The organism is Mycobacterium sp. VKM Ac-1816D, from assembly GCF_000416385.1.
Lineage (GTDB): Bacteria > Actinomycetota > Actinomycetes > Mycobacteriales > Mycobacteriaceae > Mycobacterium > Mycobacterium neoaurum_A.
The window spans coordinates 1-19,352 of record NZ_AOHQ01000116.1 but is presented as its reverse complement, the minus strand read 5'-3'; the positions used below and the strand labels follow the sequence as shown (position 1 = coordinate 19,352).

Below are 19,352 nucleotides of genomic sequence, written 5' to 3'. Positions count from 1 at the left end.
AGGACAGCAGCTCCATGGATCTCGTCGTATTCCTGCCCCTCTTCATCATTCTGGGCGCCTTCATGTTCTTCGCGTCGCGCCGCCAGAAGAAGGCCATGCAGGCCACGATCGATCTGCACGAGTCGCTGACCGTCGGTGACCGGGTGCACACCACCTCGGGTCTGAAGGGCACCATCGTCGGAATCACCGACGACTACGTCGACCTGGAGATCGCCCCCGGTGTGGTGACCACCTGGATGAAGCTGGCCATCCGCGATCGCATCGAAGACCTCGACGACGACGATGACGCCGCCGACGATGACGAGACGTTCGAGAGCCAATCGGGCGCCGTCGAACTCACCGACCGCCCGACACCCAAGACTGACAGCAACTGAGCCAGGCTCACCGCGTACCCTCCCGGTAGCGCAGTCCCTGTCAACGCCGTCCTTAATCGTTTCGAGGAGACCCAAGAACCGTGGCATCGTCTTCGGCGCCGGTCCACCCTGCCCGCTATCTGTCGCTCTTCCTGGCACTCCTCGTCGGTGTGTATCTGCTGGTCTTTCTGACCGGCGATAAGAATCCCGAGCCCAAGCTGGGTATCGACCTGCAGGGTGGCACCCGCGTCACACTCACCGCCCGTACCCCCGACGGCTCGCGGCCCACCCGCGACGCCCTGATCCAGGCGCAGGAGATCATCAGCTCGCGCGTCGACGGTCTCGGCGTCTCCGGCTCCGAGGTCGTGATCGACGGTGACAACCTGGTCATCACGGTCCCCGGCAACGACGGAACCGAGGCCCGCAGCCTCGGCCAGACCGCCCGCCTCTACATCCGGCCGGTCATCCACGCGATGCCCGCCCAGCCGGCCAGTGACCAGCCGCCCGCCGAGGGTGCGCCCCCGGGGCTGCCGCCGGGTGGTCAGATCCCCGGCATACCGCCCGGAATGGACCCCGGCGGTATGCCCCCGCTGATCGCACCGGCCGAGCCCGAGGCACCCGTTCGGACACCCGGTCAGCCGGGCGCCCCCGCCGCGCCGCCGGCCGCTCAGCCGCGGCCCTACCCGCTGGAACCGGCACCCTCGCCGTCTCCGTCGCCCACACCGACGCCGTCACCCGCACCGGCTCCCGGTGCGCCGGCGTCGCAGGCGCCCGGCGCGCCGAACGAAGACGCCTCGCTGGCCCAGCGCATCGCCGACGAGAAGCAGTTGCGCCAGAGCACCGACCAGAGCATCCAGTTGTTGGCACTGCAGTTCCAGGCCACCCGGTGCAACGAGGACGACGTGCTGGCCGGTAACGACGACCCGAACCTGCCGCTGGTCACCTGCTCGACCGATCACAAGACCGTCTTCCTGCTGGACAAGTCGATCATGAGCGGCGAGGAGATCCAGACCGCCGGATCCGGCTTGGACCAGCAGCGCGGCGATTACGTCGTCGACGTCGAGTTCAAGAGCGGCGGTTCGAAGATCTGGGCCGATTTCACCGCGGCCAACGTCGGGACCCAGACGGCCTTCACGCTCGACTCGCAGGTCGTCAGCGCCCCCGAGATCCAGGAAGCGATCCCCGGCGGACGCACCCAGATCACCGGGCAGTTCACCGATTCCTCGGCCCGCGAACTGGCCAACGTCCTCAAGTACGGCTCGCTACCCCTGTCGTTCGAATCGTCGGAGGCCGAAACTGTCTCGGCGACACTGGGTTTGACCTCGCTGAAGGCCGGTCTCATTGCCGGTGCCGTCGGCCTGGCGCTGGTGCTGCTGTACTCGCTGCTGTACTACCGGGTGCTCGGCCTGTTGACCGCGCTGTCGCTGATCCTTGCCGGGGCCATGGTCTACGCCCTGTTGGTGCTGCTCGGCAGATGGATCAACTACACCCTTGATCTGGCCGGTATCGCCGGTCTGATCATCGGTATAGGCACGACCGCCGACTCGTTCGTGGTGTTCTTCGAGCGCATCAAGGACGAGATCCGGGAGGGCCGTTCGTTCCGATCGGCCGTACCGCGCGGCTGGGCCCGTGCCCGCAAGACGATTCTTTCCGGCAACGCGGTGACCTTCCTGGCCGCGGCGGTGCTCTACATCCTGGCCGTCGGTCAGGTGAAGGGTTTCGCGTTCACCCTCGGGCTGACCACCATCCTCGACGTGCTGGTGGTGTTCCTGGTGACCTGGCCGCTGGTGTACCTGTCATCGAAGTCCACGACGCTGGCCAAACCGGCGTTCAACGGTCTCGGTGCCGTCCAGCAGATCGCCCGCGAACGGCGTGCCGCGCCCACGACAGGACGGGGTTAGTCAGATGTCGGCCAAGAATTCTTCTCCGGAGACCCTCGGGACCGAGGCGGGCACCGGATCGGCTCAGCAGCACGGCTTCTTCGTGCGCCTCTACACCGGTACCGGCGCCTTCGAGGTCATCGGTAAGCGCAAGCTGTGGTACGCCGTCAGCGGTGTGATCGTCGGGATATCGATCCTGGCCATGCTGATCCGCGGGTTCGCCTTCGGTATCGACTTCGAGGGTGGCACCAAGATCTCCATGCCGGTCGACGGAGCCAAGGGGCAGGCGACCACCGAACAGGTCGAGACCGTGTTCGGTGACGCCATGGGCAGCGCCCCCGAGACCGTCGTCATCGTCGGCAGCGGACCGTCGGCCACCGTGCAGATCCGCACCGAGACGCTGAGCAACGAAGACACCGAGAAGGTGCGTACGGCGCTGTTCGATGCGTTCGCACCCAAGGGCACCGACGGTCAGCCCAGCATCCAGGCCATCAGCGACTCGGCCGTCTCGTCGACCTGGGGTGGCCAGATCACCCAGAAGGCGCTGATCGCGCTGGTGGTGTTCCTGGTCCTGGTGTCGATCTACATCACCGTGCGGTACGAGCGGTATATGGCCATGGCGGCTCTGGCGGCCATGTTCTTCGACCTCATCGTCACCGCGGGCGTGTACGCGCTGGTGGGCTTCGAGGTCACCCCGGCCACGGTGATCGGTCTGCTCACCATCCTCGGCTTCTCGATCTATGACACCGTCATCGTGTTCGACAAGGTCGAGGAGAACACTGAGGGCTTCGAGCACACCACCCGCCGAACGTTCGCCGAACAGGCCAACCTGGCGGTCAACCAGACCTTCATGCGGTCGATCAACACCAGTCTGATCTCGGCACTGCCGATCATCGCGCTGATGGTCATCGCCGTCTGGCTGCTTGGTGTGGGCACCCTGCAGGACCTGGCGCTGGTGCAGCTTGTCGGCGTGCTCGTCGGTACCTATTCGTCGATCTACTTCGCCACGCCGCTGCTGGTGACCCTGCGTGAGCGCACCGATGTGGTGCGTAACCACACCCGCAAGGTCATGCGCCGCCGCGCGGCGGTGGCCGCGAAGTCCGAAGGGGCCACCGAGCTCGACGATGACGATGCGGCCCAGGATCTGACCGCCGACGCCGTCGAGGTCAGCACCCCGGCCGGTCCGGCACCGGACAAGCCCGCGCCCGGTGCCAAACCGCTGCGGCCCAACCGACCGTCGGGCAAACGGCGGCCATAGTGCCGAGCGTGCGAGGCACCCGACTGATAGTGCCGAGCGTGCGAGGCACCCGCCGCGCAGCTACCGCCCTGGCCCTGACGGCGGGGCTGGTCGTGGCGGGCTGTTCGGCAGGCTCCGACGGTGTCATCGACTACGCCGTCGACGGCACGCTGACCAGCTACAACACCAACACCGTCAGCGGTGCCGCCTCCGGCGGCCCGCAGGCGTTCGCCCGCGTGCTCACCGGATTCACCTATCGCGGTCCCGACGGGCAGACGGTCAGCGACCGGGACTACGGCACCGTCGCCGTGGTCGGCCGCGCACCGCTGATCCTGGACTACGAGATCAACTCGGCCGCCGTGTACTCCGACGGCAAGCCGATCACCTGTGACGACATGGTGCTGACCTGGGCCGCGCAGTCCGGGCGATTCCCGTTGTTCAACGCGGCCAGCACCGCGGGGTACCGCGATATCGCGACCGTCGACTGCGTGCCCGGACAGAAGAAAGCCCGGGTGACGTTCAATCCGGACCGTGGAATCGTCGATTACGGTTCGCTGTTCGGCGCGACCGCGCTGCTGCCCGCCCATGTGCTCGGCGATCAGCTCGGACTGGGGGAGGCCGGGGTCACCCGCGCCATCCAGAACCAGGATCTCCCGGCGGTCGACCGCATCGCCGCCGCGTGGAACGCCAGCTGGAATCTCGGTCCCGACACCGACATCAAGCTGTTGCCCTCCTCCGGGCCCTACAAGGTGGAGTCCATCACCGATCAGGGCGCGGTGGTGCTGACGGCCAACGACAAGTGGTGGGGCGCGAAGCCGGTGACCCCGCGGGTGACGGTGTGGCCGCGCGGGGCCGATATCCAGGACCGGATCAACGACGGCACCTTCGACATCGTCGACATCGCGGCCGGATCGTCGGGCATCATCAACCTGCCCGCCGGTTACACCCGCACCGACACCCCGTCGGCGGGAATCGAGCAGCTGATCTTCTCCGCGCAGGGCCTGATGGCCGCACCCCCGAACCGGCGGGCTCTGGCGTTGTGTACCCCGCGGGAGAACATCGCCCGCAACGCGCAGGTGCCGGTTGCCAATGCGCGTCTGAACCCGACCGCCGAGGACGCCCTTTCGGCCGCCGAGAGTGCCGTCGCGGCAGGGCAGTTCGTGGCCCCCGATATCGAGGGCGCCCGGGTGGCGCTGAACAATCAACCGCTGACCGTGCGCATCGGATACCAGAGCCCGAACCCGCGGCTGGCCGCCACGGTGGGTGCTATCGCGCAGGCGTGCGGACCGGCGGGGATCACCGTCACCGATGCGGCGGGCGCCGGCGTCGGCCCGCAGAGCCTGCTCGACAATTCCGTCGACGTCCTCATCGGCAGCACCGGCGGCGCCGTGGGCAGCGGTTCCACCGGCTCGAGCTCGCTGGATGCCTACGACCTGCACACCGGCAACGGCAACAACCTCTCCGGGTACAGCAACGAGCGCATCGACGGCATCATCGACGCGCTGGTGGTGACTGCCGATCCCAAGGAGCAGTCTCGGCTGTTGGGGGAGAGCGGCCCCATCCTCTGGGCGGACGTGCCGACCCTTCCGCTGTACCGTCAGCAGCGCACCCTGCTGACCGCCAAATCGGTGGGTGCCGTCAGCAGCAACCCGACCCGCTGGGGAGCAGGATGGAACATGGACCGATGGACACTGTCGTGAGTTCGGACACTGTCGTGAATCTGGCACTGTCGTGAGTGATACTGCGGCACTGATCAGCCGGCTGACCCGCGAGGTGGACGACTTCCCGAGCCCGGGCGTGCAGTTCAAGGACCTCACCCCGGTGCTCGCCGATCCGCAGGGCCTGGTGGTGCTGACCGATGCGCTGGCCGAGGCCGCCGAGGGAGCCGACCTGATCGCCGGCGTCGACGCCCGCGGCTTCTTGCTCGGCGCGGCGGTGGCGCTGCGCCGCGGTACCGGGGTGCTCGCCGTGCGCAAGGGTGGCAAGTTACCGCCACCGGTGCACACCGTGTCCTACGACCTGGAGTACGGGTCGGCGACCCTGGAGATCCCGGCCGACGGTATCGAACTGGCCGGTCGCAACGTTCTGGTGATCGATGATGTGCTGGCCACCGGCGGCACACTGGCCGCGGCAGCCCAGGTGCTGGAACAGGCCGGGGCCCGGGTGATCGGTGCGGCCGTGGTGCTGGAGCTGGTGGCTCTCAACGGGCGCGCCGCGATCCAACCACTACCGGTCACCAGTCTCATCACGGGCTGAGAGATATCCTCGAAGTCTTGACGATGGCGAGGAGGTGAACGTGGCCGGCGAAGACAACGTTGCGAGCGGCACCGGGCAGGTGGTCCAGACGCCGCCGTCGGCCGAGGCCGCCGCCGCGGACACCGCCAAGATCAGCGCCTCGCGCCGCGTGCGGGCCCGGCTCGCCCGGCGGATGACCGCCCAGCGCAGCCCCGTCAACCCCGTGCTCGAACCGCTGGTGGCGGTGCACCGGCAGTTCCACCCGAAGGCTGATCTGGCCATCCTGCAGCGCGCCTACGATGTCGCCGAACAGCGCCACGCCGACCAGATGCGTCGCTCCGGTGATCCCTACATCACCCATCCGCTGGCCGTGGCGAACATCCTCGCCGAACTGGGCATGGACACCACCACACTGGTGGCCGCACTCCTGCACGACACCGTGGAGGACACCGGGTACTCCCTCGACGAGCTCACCAACGACTTCGGCAGCGAGGTCGGTCACCTCGTCGACGGGGTGACCAAACTCGACAAGGTCGCGCTCGGCACCGCCGCCGAGGGCGAGACCATCCGCAAGATGATCATCGCCATGGCCCGCGACCCCCGCGTGCTGGTGATCAAGGTCGCCGACCGGCTGCACAACATGCGCACCATGCGATTCCTGCCGCCGGAGAAGCAGGCCCGCAAGGCTCGCGAGACGCTGGAAGTCATTGCCCCGCTGGCACATCGGCTGGGTATGGCGACCGTCAAATGGGAGCTGGAAGACCTGTCGTTCGCGATCCTGCACCCCAAGCGGTACGAGGAGATCGTCCGACTGGTCGCCGACCGTGCGCCGTCGCGGGACACCTACCTGGCCAGGGTGCGCGCCGAGATCGGTTCGTCGCTGGCGGCCATGAAGATCAGCGCCACTGTCGAGGGCAGGCCCAAGCACTACTGGTCGATCTATCAGAAGATGATTGTCAAGGGCCGTGACTTCGACGATATCCACGACCTGGTCGGCGTCCGCATCCTGTGTGACGACATGCGCGACTGTTATGCCGCCGTCGGTGTGGTGCACTCGCTGTGGCAGCCGATGGCGGGCCGGTTCAAGGATTACATCGCCCAGCCGCGGTACGGGGTGTACCAGTCGCTGCATACCACCGTCATCGGCCCGGAGGGCAAGCCGCTGGAGGTGCAGATCCGCACCAACGACATGCACGACACCGCCGAGTTCGGCATCGCGGCGCACTGGCGATACAAGGAAGCCAAGGGGCGCAACGGTGTTCCCGGTGGGCACACCGCCGCCGAGATCGACGAGATGGCGTGGATGCGACAGCTTCTCGATTGGCAACGGGAAGCCGCCGACCCCGGTGAGTTCCTCGAATCGTTGCGTTACGACCTTGCGGTGCAGGAGATCTTCGTCTTCACCCCGAAGGGTGACGTCATCACCCTGCCGACCGGGTCGACACCGGTGGACTTCGCCTACGCCGTGCACACCGAGGTCGGTCACCGCTGCATCGGGGCACGGGTCAACCATCGTCTCGTCGCGCTGGAGCGCAAGCTCGAAAATGGCGACCAGGTCGAGGTTTTCACCTCCAAAGCCGCCAACGCCGGACCGTCGCGGGACTGGCAGACCTTCGTCGTTTCGCCGCGGGCGAAGGCGAAGATCCGTCAGTGGTTCGCCAAGGAGCGCCGCGAGGAGGCGCTCGAAGCGGGCAAGGATGCGATCGTCCGTGAGGTCCGCCGCGGTGGACTCCCGTTGCAGCGGTTGATGAGTGCGGACTCCATGACTAACCTGGCCCGCGAACTGCACTACGCCGATGTCTCCGCGCTCTACACCGCGGTCGGCGAGGGCCACACCTCGGCTCGGCACGTCGTGCAGCGCCTGCTTGCCCAGTTCGGCGGCGACGAAGAGGCCGAGGACGAGATCGCCGAGCGGTCGACGCCGGCCACCATGCCGGTGCGGCACCGCACCAGCGATGACGTCGGGGTGTCGGTGCCCGGCGCGGTCGGGGTGTTGACCAAGCTGGCCAAGTGCTGCACCCCGGTCCCCGGCGATGTCATCATGGGCTTCGTCACCCGTGGCGGCGGGGTCAGCGTGCACCGCACCGACTGCACCAATGCCGAATCACTGCAGGAGCAGTCCGAACGCATCATCGAGGTGCAGTGGGCCCCCTCGCCGTCCTCGGTGTTCCTGGTCGCTATCCAGGTCGAGGCGCTGGACCGGCACCGGTTGCTCTCCGATGTCACCCGCGTGCTCGCCGATGAGAAGGTCAACATCCTGTCGGCGTCGGTGACGACCTCCAACGACCGGGTCGCGATCAGCCGGTTCACCTTCGAGATGGGCGATCCCAAACACCTGGGTCATGTGCTCAACGTCGTGCGCAATGTCGAGGGTGTCTACGACGTGTACCGGGTGACTTCCGCGGCGTGAGCCGCAGTCCGGCTTGCGCGGCGTGAGCCGCAGTCCGGCTTGCGCGGCGTGAGCCGTTACTGCACCACGACCGCTTCGATGGTCACCGTGGTCGCGGGCTCGCCGTCGTCACCACCGCCGGCGACCCCGTCCGACGCGATCTCGTCGAGCACCTTGAGCCCGCTGGGGTCGATGGTGCCGAACACCGTGTACGTGGGCGGCAGCTGAGAGTCCTTGTACACCAGGAAGAACTGGCTGCCGTTGGTGCCCGCCCCGGCATTGGCCATGGCCAGCGTGCCGCGCGGGTACAGCATGGGGGCGCGGATGGCGGGGTCGGTCAGCCGGAACTGGTTGGTCGGGTATTCGTTGGGGAACTGATAGCCCGGTCCGCCGTCACCGCTGCCCGTGGGATCGCCGCACTGCAACACCCCGAGCGTGTCGCTGGTGGTCAACCGATGACAGGTGGTGTCGTCGAAGAAACCCTGCGCCGACAGGCTGGCGAAATTGTTCACCGTGCAGGGCGCCTGGCCGTTGTCGAGCTGCAGGCCGATATAGCCGCGGTCGGTGCTGATCTCGGCCTCGATCGTCGCCGGTGTCGTGGGGACCCGGCCCATCAGTGGCGGATCCACCGGCTTGGCCGCCTTTTCCGGGGTCGGCAGGTACTGGCAGTTCGAACCGAGCGTCGCCGGCGCCTTGAACTCCGGCAGCGGTTCGACGACACCGGGGGTGGCCGAGTATCCCGGCGCGGACGGGTTGTAGTGCCGGATGTCCTCGATGACCGCGCGGGTGGCCACGATGGCCACGATCAGCACGAGCACGCCGAAGGCGGTCAGCAGGTAGCCGAGCACCAGTCCGGCGATGGCCATCCCGCGGCCTTCGTCACCGCTGCGTTTGATCTGGTACAGCGAGATGTGCCCGAACACGATGCCTAGCGGAGCGACCAGGATCCCGCAGATCAGCGCGGCCACCGCCAGTGAGTTGGTGGGCCGCCGCTGCGGCGGATACCCGTACTGCTCCGGCGGATAGCCGTACGGCGGTGGCGGGTAGCCGTACGGCGGCGGGACGCTCATCGGGTCGGACGACAGCTCGGTCGGTCGCTCAGTCGACCGCGATGGACTTGACCATCACCTTGGTCGCGGGCTCCCCGTCCTGTCCGCCACCGGCGACGCCGCCCGCGGCGATCTTGTCCAGGGTGGCCAGTCCGGTCTCGTCGATGGTGCCGAACACGGTGTAGCCCGGCGGCAGCTGGGAGTCCTTGTACACCAGGAAGAACTGGCTGCCGTTGGTGCCCGCACCGGCATTGGCCATGGCCAGCGTGCCGCGCGGGTACAGCACGGGCTGCTGCAGCGCCGGGTTGTCGGGCTGGTACTGGTTGGTCGGGTACTCGTTGGCGAACTGATAGCCCGGCCCGCCGGTGCCCTGGCCGGTCGGGTCGCCGCACTGCAGAACCGACAGGCTGTCGCTGGTGGTCAGCCGGTGACACGGGGTGTCGTTGAAGTAGCCCTGCTGGGCCAGGCTGGCGAAGCTGTTGGTGGTGCAGGGCGCCTGCGCGTTGTTCAGCTCCAGACCGATATTGCCCTGATCGGTCGACATGCTGACGCTGACCTCGGCCTCATCCATCGGGATGGCGCCGGTCCGCGGCGGGTTGACCGGTTTGCTGGCCTTCCCGGCCGCCGGGTACTGGCAGTTCTGGCCGAGTCCGGCCGGCGCGACGAACGCGGGCAGCTTGCCGTCGGCGGCGGGCTGCGGGGCGTTGGGGTCGACCGTCGTGGTGGTGGACGCCGAGGCCGTCGTGTCGGAATCCTTGGTGGTGATCACAACCGTGGCCACCACAGCGCCGATGACGACGACCGCACCCACCGCCGAGGCGACGATGGTGAGCAGTCGCTGCCGCTTGGCCTGTGCGGCCCGTCGCTCCAGCTGCCGCTCGAGCTTGCGCTTGGCCGCTGCCCTTCGCTGTTCGTTGGTCGGCACCGCCGCTGTCCTCCTCATTCGCCGAACACGTCGGCAACGAGTGTGCCAGGCGTTTCTGAGTGTCGGCCGTGCGACCCGCGCGAATACCGGTCCGCCGAGTGGACATGGGAAACTGACCGGGTGCTGATCACCGGATTTCCGACGGGGGTGCTGGCGTGCAACTGCTATGTGTTCGCAGCGCACGCGGGCGCCGACGCCGTCATCGTCGACCCCGGACAGTCGGCGTCGGCGCGGCTGCAGCGCATCCTCGACGAGCACCGGCTCACGCCGGCCGCGGTACTGCTGACCCACGGCCACATCGACCACATGTGGTCGGCGCAGAAGGTGGCCGACCGGTACGGCTGCCCGGTGTACATCCATCCCGCCGACCGGGCGATGCTCACCGACCCGGTACAGGGCCTGACCAGCGGCGGGCTGTGGGGGACGCTGGGCCGGCTGACGCTGGGCGCGGTGTTCTCCGAGCCACGCCAGCTCGTCGAACTGCGCACCGACGGTCAGGTGTTGGACCTCGGCGGCATCCGGGTGAGCGTCGACCACACGCCCGGCCACACCCGCGGGTCGGTGTGTTTTCGAACCCAGGGTCAGGTGTTCACCGGTGACACCCTGTTCCAGGGTTCGGTGGGGCGTACCGACCTGCCCGGTGGCAGCGGCAATTCCCTGATCGATTCGATCATGACCAAACTGATGGTGCTCGACGACGACACCGTGATACTCCCGGGCCACGGCCCGAGGTCCACGATCGGCATCGAACGCCGCACCAACCCATTTCTCGAAGGCCTGGTTCTGTGACTGATTTCCGCGCCCCCAAGGGTGTGCCCGACTACTTCCCGCCCGATTCGGCGGCGTTCGTCGCCGTGCGTGACGGCCTGCTCGGGGCGGCCCGGCGGGCCGGCTACGGCGATATCGAGTTGCCGATCTTCGAAGAGACCGCGCTGTTCGCGCGCGGCGTCGGCGAGTCCACCGATGTGGTGAGCAAGGAGATGTACACCTTCGCCGATCGCGGTGACCGGTCGGTGACGCTGCGGCCGGAGGGCACCGCCGGGGTCATGCGGGCCGTCATCGAGCACGGTCTGGACCGCGGGGCGCTGCCGGTGAAACTCTGCTACTCGGGGCCGTTCTTCCGGTACGAGCGTCCGCAGGCCGGCCGCTACCGCCAGCTGCAGCAGGTCGGTGTGGAGGCCATCGGTATCGACGATCCGGCGCTGGACGCCGAGGTGATCGCCGTCGCCGACGCCGGATTCCGCGCACTGGGTCTCGACGGTTTCCGGCTGGAGATCACCTCCCTCGGTGATGACACCTGCCGCCCGCAGTACCGGGAGTTGCTGCAGGACTTCCTGTTTGCGCTCGACCTCGACGAGGAGACCCGCCAGCGCGCCCGGCTGAACCCGCTGCGGGTGCTCGACGACAAGCGACCGCATGTGCGGGAGATGACCGCCGACGCCCCGGTTATGCTCGATCACCTCTCCGATGCGGCCAAGGTGCATTTCGAGACCGTGCTGGCTCACCTGGACGCACTCGGTGTGCCCTACGTGGTCAATCCGCGGATGGTGCGCGGCCTGGACTACTACACCAAGACCACGTTCGAGTTCGTGCACGACGGGCTGGGCGCGCAGTCCGGTATCGGCGGCGGCGGCCGCTATGACGGCCTGATGAGTCAGCTCGGCGGGCAGGATCTTTCCGGCATCGGGTTCGGCCTGGGTGTGGACCGCACGCTGTTGGCATTGCGCGCCGAAGGCAGGACGGTCGGCGCGACGAACAGGGTGGATGTGTTCGGTGTGCCCCTGGGCGAAGCGGCCAAGCTGGAGCTCGCGAAGCTGGCGGCGGCGCTGCGCGCCAACGGTATCCGGGTGGATCTGGCCTACGGGGATCGCAGCCTGAAGGCGTCGATGAAGGGCGCCGACCGCTCCGGTGCACGCCTGGCGCTGGTGGCGGGCGACCGTGACATCGAGGCGGGCACGGTCGGGGTGAAGGACCTGTCCAACGGTGAGCAGACCGATATCCCCGTCGACGCCGTCGTGGCCGAGGTGCTCTCCCGGCTGGGCTGACTTCCCGGCGAGCGTGCGTGTCTGCACCAAGACACGCCGTGGTCAACGACGAGTCGGCGCACGCTCACCGGCCGAACCCGCACCAGCCCGCCGTGCTCGGCGATGATGCCCATCATGGGCACACTCTAAGGTCGGGGGATGCGAGTTCTGGTGCAACGGGTGAAGTCGGCGCGGGTGACCGTCGACGGTGCGACGGTGGGGGAGATCAAGCCCTCCGGTCAGGGCCTGCTCGCACTGGTGGGCATCACCCACACCGATGATGTGGCGTTGGCTGCGAAAATGGCCGAAAAGCTTTGGCGGCTACGCATTCTCGATGACGAGGCGGCAGCGGCCGATGTCGATGCGCCGATCCTGGTGGTCAGCCAGTTCACCCTGTACGCCAACACCGTCAAGGGCAGGCGGCCGTCCTGGAACGCGGCCGCCCCGCGTCCGGTGGCCGAACCGCTGATCGACGCCTTCACCGCCGCGCTGCGCGAGCTGGGCGCGCAGGTCGGCACGGGGGTGTTCGGCGCCGATATGCAGGTCGAGCTGGTCAACGACGGCCCGGTGACGGTGCTGCTGGAGCTCGATGCGTGATCGGTCGGCGAACGTCAGATGGCCATCGCCGCGCGCACCTCGGCCTCCGAGGACGACCCACCAACGCCGTTTGAGGTGACCCGGCCCGACTCCAGGATGTAATAGCGCTGTGCGGATTCCAGCGCGAAGCCGATGTGCTGTTCGACCAGCAGCACCCCGAGATCGCCCCGCTGGGTCAGCGCGGTGATGGCCTGCTCGATCTCGTGCACCACCGAGGGCTGGATGCCTTCGGTGGGCTCGTCGAGGATGAGGCATTTCGGTGTGGTGATGAGGGCGCGGGCGATCGCCAGCTGCTGGCGTTGACCACCGGAGAGCAACCCGGCCCGCCGACCCAACAATTCCTTCAATGCCGGGAACAGGTCCAACTGTTCGTCGATGAGCGCCTTGCCGTTCTTACGGCCGTCGGCGACCACCTGCAGATTCTCGGCGGTGGTCAGCTGGCCGAAGGATTGCTGGCCTTGGGGCACATAGGCGATACCGCGCGCGACGCGGGCGCTCGGACGCAGTTTGGTGATGTCCTCACCCCCGAACCGCACCGTGCCGGCACTGCATTTGAGCAACCCGACCGCGGCCCGCAACAGGGTCGTCTTGCCCGCGCCGTTGTGCCCCATCACGGCGGCCACGCCATCGGAGGGCACCTCCAGGGACACCCCGTGGATGACCTCCGAGCGGCCGTAACCGGAGCGGACGTCGACGAGTTCGAGCATCAGGATTCCTCTTTCAGTTCGTCGGGCACGCCCTCGGTGCCCGCCGCCGCGGTGCCCAGATAGACCTCCTGCACCTTGGGGTTGGCCTGAACCTCGGCGACCGAACCCTCGGCGATCACCTGACCGCGGGCCAGCACGGTCACCGAGGTGGCGAACGCCCGCATGAAGTCCATATCGTGCTCGACCACGACGACGGTGCGCTCACCGCCGATGCGCCGCAGCAGGTTTCCGGTCTCCTCGCGTTCCTCGTGGCTCATCCCGGCCACGGGCTCGTCGAGCAACAGCACCTCGGCGTTCTGCACCAGCAGCATGCCGATCTCCAACCACTGCTTCTGGCCGTGTGCGAGCACCCCGGCCGGCTTGTCCGCCAACGCGGTCAATCCCGTTGTTTCCAGGGCCTCTTCGATGGCGGGTAGGACACCCGCACGACGGCGCAGCAGCGTCCATGCCGAGCGGCCCGCTCCCGCGGCGATATCCAGGTTCTGCAGCACGGTCAGCTGCTCGAAGACCGTCGCGGTCTGGAAGGTGCGGCCCACGCCATTACGGGCGATCTGGTGGACCTTCTTGCCCAGCAGTTCCACCCCGGACTTGCTGACCGACCCGGTGGCCGGCACCAGACCGGTGATCGCATCGATCACGGTGGTCTTGCCCGCACCGTTGGGGCCGATCAGGAACCTCAGGTCACCCTGGAACAGGGTCAGGTCGACATCGCTGACGGCCTTGAAGCCGTCGAAATCGACTGTCAGTCCGCGTACTTCGAGGTACTGGGTACCCATGCCGACGTTACCGCCTGCGGTGGGCTCCGGATGGTTGTCGGTCACGGTGACGCTCATGTGCTGGCTCCGGCCTTCTCGGATTCCGGTTCGGGATCAGGGTCGGGCACCGACACCGGGTCCGGCGCGTCGCCGTCACCGGGGGTGCCCTTGTTCTTGCGGCGCAGGAACACCGCCAGTCCGGCCAGACCCGCCGGGAAGAACCCGACGACCAGGATGAACAGCAGGCCCTGCCCGTAGATCCACCCCGAGGGGTACTGCTCGGAGAACAGGGTCTGTGCCCACGCCACACCGATGGCGCCGAGCACCGGTCCCAACAGTGTCGTCCGCCCGCCGATGGCCACCCCGATCAGGAAGGCGATCGAGGGCAGGATGCCCACCTGCGACGGGCTGATGAAGCCCACGATGGGCGCGAACAGCGCTCCGGCGATGCTGGCGAACAACGCGGCGGTCGTGTAAGCGACGACCTTGATGTTCGCCGGATCGTAGCCCAGGAACCGGACCCGCTCCTCGCCGTCGCGCACCGCCACCAGCAGTTCGCCGTAGCGGCTCTGCATCAACTGCCGTACCACGGCGACGACCACCAGCAGGGTGCCCGCAGCGATGAAGTACAGCATCTGCTTGTTGGCCGGATCGGCAAGGCGGAACCCGAAGAATGTGCGGAACCCGTTGAGCCCGTTGGATCCACCGAGGCTCATCTGGCCGACGAGCAGGATGGCCAACGCAGCCGCCAGCGCCTGGGACAGGATCGCGAAATAGGCGCCCTTGACGCGGCGCTTGAACACGCCCAGACCGAGCACAGCCGCGATGGCGGTCGGGATCAGCACGATCGACACCAGCGTCACCAGGGGAGAGGCGAACGGAGCCCAGAAGCCGGGCAGCTCACGGACGCCCTGGATCTGCATGAAGTCCGGCACGCTGTTGCCCGCGAACTCGGCGTCGGCGATCTTGAGGTGCATCCCCATGATGTAGCCGCCGATACCGAAGAACACCCCCTGCCCGAGCACCAGCATGCCGCCGCGGCCCCAGGCCAGCCCGATACCGACCGCCACGATGGCGTAGCACAGGAACTGGCCGAGCAGGCCGAGCCGGAAGGTCGACAGCGCCGCGGGAGCCACGCCGAACAGCAGTACCGCCGCCACACCGAACCCGGCCCATGTCTGCCAGCGTCCAAGGATTGTTCTCACACCAAACTCCTTGTCCGGACGGTGAACAGGCCCTGCGGGCGGGCCTGCAGGAAGATCACGATGATGACGAACAGGATCACCTTGGCCAGCGATGCCGTGGTGTTGTACTCGATCACCGAGTTCAGGAAGCCGATGCCGAACGCGGCGATCACCGTGCCCTTGATCTGGCCCAGACCACCGACCACTACCACCAGGAAGGCGTCGATCAGATAGGCCTGACCGATCGTCGGGCTGGTGGAGCCGATCAGCGTCAGCGCCACACCTGCGACGCCGGCCAGACCCGACCCGATGAAGAAGGTCGTGATGTCGGTCTTGCGCGACGAGATGCCGCTGGTCTCTGCGAGATCGCGGTTCTGCACCACCGCCCTGATCCGCCGGCCCATCGGGCTGGCCTTGAGCGCGACGGCCAGCGCGGTGACGCAGGCGACGGCCAACACCAGGATGAAGATGCGGGTCTTGGGCACGACGGCACCGAAGATCTCGAACCCGCCAGACAACCAGGACGGGGCGATGACGTTGACCGCCGGCGCACCGAAGATGTCACGGGCCAACTGCTGCAGGACGAGTCCCACGCCGAAGGTGACCAGCAGGGTGTCCAACGGTCGGTGGTACATCCGCTGGATCAGGGTGACCTCCAGCAGTACACCGAACAATCCGCCGATCACGAAGCCCACGATCAGCGAGATGATCAGCGAGACACCGGCATTGGAGATGATCTGCTGGACGACGAAGGTGGTGTAGCAGCCGGCCATGATGAATTCGCCATGCGCCATGTTGATGACACCCATCTGACCGAACGTGAGGGACAGGCCGAGTGCAGCCAGCAACAGGATCGAGCCGAGGCTCAATCCCGTTGCCAGCTGTCCGATGAGGACATCCATGCTGTTCTTACCCGGACAGGCCGGCGGCCCACGGGTAGGACTTCAGGTACGGGTCCGGTTCGATGGGTGCGGGCGACTCCCACACGGTGTAGATCAGACCGTCGGGCTTGATCTCGCCGATGCGGGCGGTCTTGGTGATGTGGTTGTTCTCACCGTCGATGGTGACCTTGCCCTCGGGGGCGTCGAAGCTCACGCCACCGGCGTTGTCCTGAATTGCCTTGACGTCGAACGACCCTGCCTTCTCGACGGTGTTCTTCCACAGGTGCACCGAGACGTAGGCGGCCTCCATCGGATCGGAGGTGGGCTTGTTCGCGCCGTAGGCCTTCTTGTACGCAGCGACGAACGCGTCGTTCACCGGGGTGTCGATGGTCTGGTAGTAGTTCCACGCCGTCAGCTGGTCGGTGACGTTCTGTACGCCGATACCGCCGACCTCTTCCTCGGCGATGGACACCGAGACCACCGGCATCGCCTGCGGGGTCAGCCCGACGTTCTTGTACTCACGGAAGAAGGCGACGTTGGAATCGCCGTTGAGGGTGTTGAACACCGCGTCGGCATCCGCGGTGCGGACCTTGTTGATGATCGTCGAGAAGTCCGTCGAGCCCAGCGGCGTGTAATCCTCGCCCTTGATCTCGATCCCGTTGGCCGCGGCGTAGGCCTTGATGATGCGGTTGGCGGTCTGCGGGAAGACGTAGTCGCTGCCGACCAGGTACAGCGACTTGGTGCCCTTTTCCTTCAGATAGTCCAGCGCCGGGACGATCTGCTGGTTGGTGGTCGCTCCGGTGTAGAAGATGTTGGGGGAGGACTCCAGGCCCTCGTACTGGACCGGGTAGTAGAGCAGGGAGTTGTTGTCTTCGAACACCGGCAGCATGGCCTTGCGGCTCGAGGACGTCCAGCCACCGAAGACGGCCGCCACGCAGTCGCTGTTGATCAGCTTCTGCGCCTTCTCGGCGAATACGGTCGGCTCCGAGGCGCCGTCCTCGCCCACCAGTTGGATCTGCTTTCCGAGAACACCGCCGCCGGCATTGATCTCGTCGACGGCCAGTTTGATGGAATCACGCACGGTGACCTCGGAGATCGCCATGGTTCCCGACAGCGAGTTCAGCGAGCCGACCTTGATGGTGTCACCGGAGGTGTCCACACAGGATGCGGCGGCGCTGCCGCCCTCGTCGGTGGCCTTGCTGCCGCAGGCAGAGAGCAGCATCGAGGCGGTGACCACGACGCTTCCCGCTAACAGAAATGATCTCTTCGACGTCGGTCGGAGGTGTGCCATCAACGGCCTTTCGTTCGAGTTCGGCTGTATGAGCGGAACTTTCGGACCCGTGTGGGTGTCGAATCGGCACGTTATGGGCGCGAGGTTTCTGTGAAATTTCTGTTTGTGACGAACAAATTAACCTCTTGCTCACGCCCTGTTTTCTCGCTCTTCGCGGCGTCTGGGCGACCGGTGTAACGATCCGGTAGCGTCCGGCGATGTGTTGGTCATGCGAAAAGCTACGAGCAAGATCGGGGCAAACGTCGGTGCAGCAGCGGGCGCGGCCGCCCTGCTGGCGGGTGCCGCACTGGCCTTCGGGCCTGCGGCCGCCCATGCCGAGCCGGAGGGCCAGCTGGTGCGGTACACCCTGACCTCGGGCGCGCCCTATCAGTTCCAGGTGTTCTATCTGACGGCTCAGCCGCCCAACATGGGTGCCTACAACGCCGACGCCTACGCATACGCCAAGCGCGAGACGATCACCGTCGGGCCGGGGGCCCCGTGGGTCTTCGAGACCACGCTCGCCGACCCGCAGTGGGCGATCCTGCAGGTCAGCAGCACCACCAAGGGCAGCGTCGGCGCGCCGAACGCGCACTGCGACATCGTGGCGGGTGACCAGGTCATCGCGGCTGCGGACAACCCCTACAGCCCCATCTGCCAGGGCAGTCAGTGGTAGTTCGCTGACCGCTTGACAAATCCTATCGAACAATTGTTCGATAGGATCATGCGATGGGACGGGCAGGGGGTGCGGGTCGACGACGGCGCGTTGCCGGGTCTGGCTCGTCTCGGTTTCGTGCGCAGCGTGCGGACCCCGGAGTTCGACGGGATCACCTTCCACGAGATCCTGTGCAAATCGGCGCTCAACAAGGTGCCCGATGCGGCCATGCTGCCTTTTCGGTACACCGTCAACGGCTACCGCGGGTGTGCGCACGCGTGCCGCTACTGCTTCGCCAGGACCACCCACGAGTATCTCGACTTCGACCCCGGTGCGGATTTCGACACCGAGATCGTCGTCAAGACCAATGTGGCCGAGGTGCTCGCCCGGGAACTCCGGCGCAGATCGTGGACCCGGGAGGCGGTGGCGCTCGGCACCAACACCGATCCGTACCAGCGTGCGGAGGGTCGCTATCGGTTGATGCCGGGCATCCTGGCCGCGCTCGCCGAATCCGGCACGCCGTTCTCGATCCTGACCAAGGGCACCCTGCTGCGCCGCGATCTGCCGCTCATCGCCGAGGCGGCCCATGACGGGGCCGGCGCGCGGGTATCGATCTCGTTGGCGATCGGTGATCCGGACCTGCAGCGGTCGATCGAACCCGGAACGCCGTCGCCGCAAGCCCGGTTGGCGTTGATCTCCGCGGTCCGCGATGCCGGGTTGGACTGCCATGTCATGGTGGCCCCTGTGCTGCCGCGGCTGACCGATTCCGTCGAGCATCTCGACGCCCTGCTGCGCCGGATCGCCGATGCAGGCGCGACCGGCGCCACGGTGTTCGGCCTGCACCTGCGCGGCGCGACGCGCGGCTGGTTCATGTCGTGGTTGCAGTGCACCCACCCTCAGCACGTTCCCGAATACCAGCGGCTCTACCGGCGTGGTGCGTACCTGCCTGCCGAGTACCGCAACGAACTCCGTATCAGGGCCGCTCCGCTGCTGGCCAGGTATGGACTGACCAGGCGATCGGCTGGTGTCGCGATGTCGGCACCGGCGACGCCAGCCGGCGCCGGTGCCGTTTCCTCCGAAGTCGCGGCACCGGCGCACCCCACCCTGTTCTGAGAAGAAATGTCGGTGTGCGCCGGTAGAATCGCACACATGTGGCGCTCCTAGTGTTTTAGTGGGCGTCTTTGTGCTGTTGAGGGTTGATTTGCAGTGCAGTG

At 67.0% G+C, this 19,352-nt stretch carries 18 protein-coding genes; 11 read left to right on the top strand and 7 right to left on the bottom strand.

Annotated features, from left to right (window positions below; genetic code table 11):
* The first annotated feature begins 14 nt into the window (after positions 1-14).
* The 6 genes from yajC (at position 15) to G154_RS04570 (ending at position 8,115) form a co-directional block, all read left to right on the top strand.
* Positions 15-374 (top strand): preprotein translocase subunit YajC, encoded by a 360-nt coding sequence (yajC, locus tag G154_RS04595; protein WP_019511279.1) that lies wholly within the window; start codon positions 15-17, stop codon positions 372-374.
* An 80-nt stretch (positions 375-454) separates the two neighbouring features.
* Positions 455-2,254: a protein translocase subunit SecD gene (secD, locus tag G154_RS04590; RefSeq protein ID WP_019511280.1), complete on the top strand. Its 1,800-nt coding sequence runs from the start codon at positions 455-457 to the stop codon at positions 2,252-2,254.
* Between the two features lie 4 nt (positions 2,255-2,258).
* Positions 2,259-3,491, top strand: coding sequence for a protein translocase subunit SecF (secF, locus tag G154_RS04585; protein ID WP_019511281.1), 1,233 nt, complete (start codon positions 2,259-2,261; stop codon positions 3,489-3,491).
* Between the two features lie 38 nt (positions 3,492-3,529).
* On the top strand, positions 3,530-5,170 hold the full coding sequence (locus G154_RS04580; RefSeq protein ID WP_019511282.1) for an ABC transporter substrate-binding protein: 1,641 nt from the start codon (positions 3,530-3,532) through the stop codon (positions 5,168-5,170).
* A gap of 31 nt (positions 5,171-5,201) precedes the next feature.
* Positions 5,202-5,726, top strand: a complete 525-nt coding sequence (locus G154_RS04575) for an adenine phosphoribosyltransferase (RefSeq protein WP_019511283.1) — start codon at positions 5,202-5,204, stop codon at positions 5,724-5,726.
* Positions 5,727-5,805: 79 nt separating this feature from the next.
* Positions 5,806-8,115 carry a bifunctional (p)ppGpp synthetase/guanosine-3',5'-bis(diphosphate) 3'-pyrophosphohydrolase gene (locus G154_RS04570; RefSeq protein WP_081649931.1) on the top strand — a complete coding sequence of 770 codons (2,310 nt, stop codon included), beginning with the start codon at positions 5,806-5,808 and terminating at the stop codon, positions 8,113-8,115.
* A gap of 56 nt (positions 8,116-8,171) precedes the next feature.
* Here G154_RS04570 and G154_RS04565 read toward each other — a convergent pair whose 3' ends face one another.
* Both G154_RS04565 and G154_RS04560 read right to left on the bottom strand, forming a co-directional pair.
* Positions 8,172-9,164, bottom strand: a complete 993-nt coding sequence (locus G154_RS04565; protein WP_019511285.1) for a peptidylprolyl isomerase — start codon at positions 9,162-9,164, stop codon at positions 8,172-8,174.
* A gap of 28 nt (positions 9,165-9,192) precedes the next feature.
* Entirely contained in the window at positions 9,193-10,068 is an 876-nt protein-coding gene (locus G154_RS04560; RefSeq protein ID WP_019511286.1) for a peptidylprolyl isomerase, read from the bottom strand.
* Positions 10,069-10,188: 120 nt separating this feature from the next.
* Here G154_RS04560 and G154_RS04555 point away from each other — a divergent pair, with 120 nt between their 5' ends.
* The 3 genes from G154_RS04555 (at position 10,189) to dtd (ending at position 12,689) form a co-directional block, all read left to right on the top strand.
* Entirely contained in the window at positions 10,189-10,857 is a 669-nt protein-coding gene (locus tag G154_RS04555) for an MBL fold metallo-hydrolase (protein ID WP_019511287.1), read from the top strand.
* Entirely contained in the window at positions 10,854-12,113 is a 1,260-nt protein-coding gene (hisS, locus tag G154_RS04550) for a histidine--tRNA ligase (protein ID WP_019511288.1), read from the top strand. The genes G154_RS04555 and hisS overlap by 4 nt, the downstream gene beginning before the upstream one ends.
* A 138-nt stretch (positions 12,114-12,251) precedes the next feature.
* On the top strand, positions 12,252-12,689 hold the full coding sequence (gene dtd / locus G154_RS04545) for a D-aminoacyl-tRNA deacylase (protein ID WP_019511289.1): 438 nt from the start codon (positions 12,252-12,254) through the stop codon (positions 12,687-12,689).
* A gap of 14 nt (positions 12,690-12,703) precedes the next feature.
* On the opposite strand, the gene urtE is transcribed toward dtd, so the two are convergent.
* Genes urtE through urtA form a run of 5 tightly spaced genes read right to left on the bottom strand, consistent with a single transcriptional unit; the run spans position 12,704 to position 17,507 of the window.
* A complete protein-coding gene (gene urtE, locus G154_RS04540) occupies positions 12,704-13,396 on the bottom strand; it encodes an urea ABC transporter ATP-binding subunit UrtE (RefSeq protein WP_019511290.1) in 693 nt (230 codons plus the stop codon).
* The gene (urtD, locus tag G154_RS04535; protein WP_019511291.1) at positions 13,396-14,229 is read right to left on the bottom strand and encodes an urea ABC transporter ATP-binding protein UrtD; all 834 of its coding nucleotides are present in this window, start codon (positions 14,227-14,229) and stop codon (positions 13,396-13,398) included. Before urtD ends, urtE begins: the two co-directional genes overlap by 1 nt.
* Positions 14,226-15,356 carry an urea ABC transporter permease subunit UrtC gene (gene urtC / locus G154_RS04530; protein WP_023985680.1) on the bottom strand — a complete coding sequence of 377 codons (1,131 nt, stop codon included), beginning with the start codon at positions 15,354-15,356 and terminating at the stop codon, positions 14,226-14,228. Before urtC ends, urtD begins: the two co-directional genes overlap by 4 nt.
* A complete protein-coding gene (gene urtB, locus G154_RS04525) occupies positions 15,353-16,237 on the bottom strand; it encodes an urea ABC transporter permease subunit UrtB (protein WP_019511293.1) in 885 nt (294 codons plus the stop codon). Before urtB ends, urtC begins: the two co-directional genes overlap by 4 nt.
* 7 nt (positions 16,238-16,244) lie before the next feature.
* Positions 16,245-17,507: an urea ABC transporter substrate-binding protein gene (urtA, locus tag G154_RS04520; RefSeq protein WP_023985681.1), complete on the bottom strand. Its 1,263-nt coding sequence runs from the start codon at positions 17,505-17,507 to the stop codon at positions 16,245-16,247.
* 208 nt (positions 17,508-17,715) lie between these two features.
* On the opposite strand from urtA, the gene G154_RS04515 reads away from it, so the two are divergent.
* Both G154_RS04515 and G154_RS04510 read left to right on the top strand, forming a co-directional pair.
* Complete coding sequence (locus tag G154_RS04515; protein ID WP_023985682.1) at positions 17,716-18,159, top strand: hypothetical protein; 444 nt, start codon at positions 17,716-17,718, stop codon at positions 18,157-18,159.
* Positions 18,160-18,207: 48 nt separating this feature from the next.
* Positions 18,208-19,251, top strand: a complete 1,044-nt coding sequence (locus tag G154_RS04510) for an Rv2578c family radical SAM protein (RefSeq protein WP_023985683.1) — start codon at positions 18,208-18,210, stop codon at positions 19,249-19,251.
* Positions 19,252-19,352 lie beyond the last annotated feature (101 nt).